The organism is Corallococcus carmarthensis (genome assembly GCF_003611695.1).
Lineage (GTDB): Bacteria > Myxococcota > Myxococcia > Myxococcales > Myxococcaceae > Corallococcus > Corallococcus carmarthensis.
The window spans coordinates 1-2,995 of the sequence record NZ_RAWE01000414.1; the positions used below are offsets into that span (position 1 = coordinate 1).

General features: G+C 70.8%; 6 protein-coding genes. 4 read left to right on the forward strand and 2 right to left on the reverse strand.

The window, feature by feature from the left end:
- The first annotated feature begins 243 nt into the window (after positions 1-243).
- Together D7X32_RS43855 and D7X32_RS43860 are read left to right on the forward strand one after the other, a co-directional pair.
- Entirely contained in the window at positions 244-483 is a 240-nt protein-coding gene (locus D7X32_RS43855; RefSeq protein ID WP_120556452.1) for a GIY-YIG nuclease family protein, read from the forward strand.
- 188 nt (positions 484-671) lie between these two features.
- Positions 672-1,076 (forward strand): hypothetical protein, encoded by a 405-nt coding sequence (locus tag D7X32_RS43860; protein WP_147450520.1) that lies wholly within the window; start codon positions 672-674, stop codon positions 1,074-1,076.
- Between the two features lie 9 nt (positions 1,077-1,085).
- Here D7X32_RS43860 and D7X32_RS43865 read toward each other — a convergent pair whose 3' ends face one another.
- Entirely contained in the window at positions 1,086-1,391 is a 306-nt protein-coding gene (locus D7X32_RS43865) for a hypothetical protein (RefSeq protein ID WP_120608406.1), read from the reverse strand.
- 93 nt (positions 1,392-1,484) lie between these two features.
- Between D7X32_RS43865 and D7X32_RS43870 the strand changes: the two genes are divergently transcribed.
- On the forward strand, positions 1,485-1,766 hold the full coding sequence (locus D7X32_RS43870; RefSeq protein ID WP_120556431.1) for a hypothetical protein: 282 nt from the start codon (positions 1,485-1,487) through the stop codon (positions 1,764-1,766).
- Between the two features lie 11 nt (positions 1,767-1,777).
- The gene (locus D7X32_RS43875; protein WP_120608407.1) at positions 1,778-2,260 is read left to right on the forward strand and encodes a hypothetical protein; all 483 of its coding nucleotides are present in this window, start codon (positions 1,778-1,780) and stop codon (positions 2,258-2,260) included.
- A gap of 13 nt (positions 2,261-2,273) precedes the next feature.
- Here D7X32_RS43875 and D7X32_RS43880 read toward each other — a convergent pair whose 3' ends face one another.
- Positions 2,274-2,966 (reverse strand): radical SAM protein, encoded by a 693-nt coding sequence (locus tag D7X32_RS43880; RefSeq protein WP_120608408.1) that lies wholly within the window; start codon positions 2,964-2,966, stop codon positions 2,274-2,276.
- Positions 2,967-2,995: the final 29 nt, after the last annotated feature.

Here is a 2,995-nt window from a genome sequence, read left to right on the forward strand (position 1 = left end):
GGTCTGGTGGGCGTGGTGCATGAAACGCAGGTCCTGGCGGGGTGGCGGACGGATCCGCTGGCGCAGGTGTCGGACGTCATGGCGCGCGTTCGAAAGACGCACGCGGTCCGCACCCGGACGCGGCGGCTGGCGCGCCTGCACGGCAAGCGTGTGGACGGGCAGAACCCTTCCTGAGGGGTGAGGTCCTGGCGGTAGAGTGGGCTCGCCGTGTCGGAAGCCCCTCCCACCGCCTGGACCGTGTACATGCTGCGCTGCCGGGACGGCACGCTCTACACGGGCGCCACCAACAACCTGGAGCGCCGCCTGGCCACGCACGGCCGGGGCAAGGGCGCCGCGTACACGCGGGCCCGGTTGCCGGTGACGCTGGTGTGGAGCGAGCCCGCCGAGGACCGCGGTGCCGCCCTCCGCCGGGAGGCCGCCATCAAGCGGCTCACGCGCGCGGACAAGCTGCGGCTCTTCGCCCGGCGCCCGGGACGGCGTTGACGCACGTCCCCGCGGCTTGTTGGCGGAGCGGATTTTCTTCCCCGGGCGGGATGCGCGCCTCGCGACAGTTGGCGCGCGGCCCGTGAGGGTTTCATCGCCTGGTGATGAAACAGCCGGGGCTCCCGGGTGGGTATACGGAAAGCCGGGGGCCGAATTAGGGTGAGGGCGTTCCTAGCAGGGGGAAGTCCATGCCGCGTTCTCACTCGTTCATGTTCGTCTTGCTCGCCTTGGGTCTGGGAAGCGCGGGGTGCTCCGCGCCCAACCACCAGCCCGTCATCCTCGCTGGACCGCGTCCGCTGGGCTCGCCGTCCACGCCGGGCGGGCTCAAGTTCGAGGAGGGAACGGTCATCCAGCTACAGCTGGAGGTGCGGGACGACGACAACGACGAGATCTTCTACCGCTGGTCGCAGCAGCCGCCGAACCCGGCCGGCACGTTCAGCGACTCCCACATCGCCACGCCCACCTGGACGGTGCCGACACCGCCGGATGACCCCAATCAGGCCATCCTCCTCTACGTGGAGGTGGAGGACCACAACGGCGGCGTGCTGCTGGGCCAGTCGCCCAACATCTACGTCCTGCCGAAGCAGCAGTAGCGGCCGCCCTCAGGCGGCGGTGGCCGCGGGCGGCGGAGAGCCCGGACGCTGCTTCGAGCGGCCCCGGGCACGCACGGCGACGAGGGTGGCGGCCACCAGGCCCACGACCGCGCCAATGGCCGCGCCCATCAGCTGCGAGTGCATCAGCGACGTCGTCACGCGGCGCACGACCTCCGGCAGGTTGCACATGGTCTGCGTGGCGAGCGGCGTGCTGTTGTACCACTCGATGTAGGAGGGGGCCGCCAGCGACGCGACGAAGGTGCCGAGCAGCGCGCCGGCCAGGATGAAGATGAGGAACGTCTTGAATGCGGCCATGGCGGGGGACCTCCTCGGCGGGTGGGCGGCGGGCCGTCCTTAGTATGTGCACGCCCGCCGCGAAAGGGGCGAAGGCGTGCTAAGGGGGCGGGTGTGCCGCTCCTGCCACTCGCCATCCTGTTCGGGGTCGTCTCGCTCGTGTGCGCGGTCCTGTTGCTGACGCACGCCTTCCGCCGCAGCGTGGGCACCGGGGTGATGGTGCTGCTCATCCCCTGCTACATGCTCGTCTACGCGTTCAGCCAGTTCGAGCACCCGCGCAAGAACCTCATCGTCGCGGGCTTCGTGGCCAGCACGGTGCTGACGGCGGTGTTCCTGGGCATGGGCGCCCACGGCATCGCGGCGGCGATGGCCCGCACGCCGCCCCCCGGCTTCTAGGCGAAGGGCGCATGAGCGGATCCGCCGCGAGCCTCGCGGGAGCCCGCTGTGGCCAGCATCCGGACGTGGCCGCGGTGGCCGTCTGCGCGCGCTGCGGCGGCTTCCTGTGCGGCGAGTGCACGGAGGTGCTGGAGGAGACGGCGTACTGCGCGCCGTGCGCCGTGCGCCGCCGGCGGGACACGCGGCCGTCGCGCCCGGTGCGGCTGGCGCTGTTGGCCAACGTCGGAGGCTTCCTGTTCCTCGGCGCGCCCGTGGTGCTGCGCTCGTGGGCGGTTCCCATCAAGATGGAAGTGCTGCTGGAGCTGGTGTTCACGCTGGTGGCGGCGGTGGCGGGCACCTTCATCTCCACGCGCAAGCTGCGGCGCCGCGACGATGTGGGCGACCGGGGCTTCGCCACCGTGCTGCGCGTCCTGGCCGCGCTGAACCTGCTCGGGCTCCTGTTCTGGGGCGCGCTCACAGCCCTCGTGCTGGCAACGTGGGGACCGGGGCCCTGAGGGCGCGGGCGCGTCACACGCCGCGCGCGTTGGGGTCCCAGAGGTACTTGTGCATCTGGAGCTGGAAGCGCACTGGCAGCCGGTCCTCGATGATCCACTCCGCCAGCTCGCGCGGGTGGAGCTTGTCGAAGATGGTGGAGAACAGGACGCCGTAGGGCTTCTGGCCCAGGCCGTGCTCGCGCACGAGCGCGCGCGACCACTCGTAGTCCTCGCGTGAGCCGATGACGAGCTTGAGCTCATCGTTGGCGTTCATGGACGTGAGGTTGCGGTAGTCGTTGCGGTCGCACTCGCCGGACGACGGCGTCTTCATGTCCACGATTTTGTGGACGGCCGGGGGCACGAGCCGCACGTCGATGGCGCCGCTCGTCTCCAGCAGCACCTTGAGGCCCGCGCCCAGCAGCGACTCCATCAGCGGATACACGCCGGGCTGGAGCAGGGGCTCTCCGCCTGTCACCTCCACCGCGGGCGTGTTCATGGCCAGCACCTGGGTGACGACGTCCGCGATCTTCATGCGGCTGCCGCCATGGAAGGCGAACTCGCTGTCGCAGTACGAGCAGCGCAGGTGGCAGCCCGTGAGGCGGATGAAGCCGCAGAGCAGCCCGGCATGGGACGACTCGCCCTGGAGCGAGAGATAGAGTTCCTTCACCACGACGGAGTCGGCGGTGGGGACGCGGCGGGGCTCGATGTGCGGGCGTGCGGCGGGCATGGCGTGCGTGCGGAGGGGCGCATCAAGCG

Bases quoted from the DNA above. Each gene is read 5' to 3' on its own strand.
- D7X32_RS43855 (WP_120556452.1), top strand. From the start codon at position 244: ATGCTGCGCTGCCGGGACGGCACGCTCTACACGGGCGCCACCAACAAC.
- D7X32_RS43860 (WP_147450520.1), top strand. From the start codon at position 672: ATGCCGCGTTCTCACTCGTTCATGTTCGTCTTGCTCGCCTTGGGTCTG.
- D7X32_RS43865 (WP_120608406.1), bottom strand. From the start codon at position 1,391: ATGGCCGCATTCAAGACGTTCCTCATCTTCATCCTGGCCGGCGCGCTG.
- D7X32_RS43875 (WP_120608407.1), top strand. From the start codon at position 1,778: ATGAGCGGATCCGCCGCGAGCCTCGCGGGAGCCCGCTGTGGCCAGCAT.
- D7X32_RS43880 (WP_120608408.1), bottom strand. From the start codon at position 2,966: ATGCCCGCCGCACGCCCGCACATCGAGCCCCGCCGCGTCCCCACCGCC.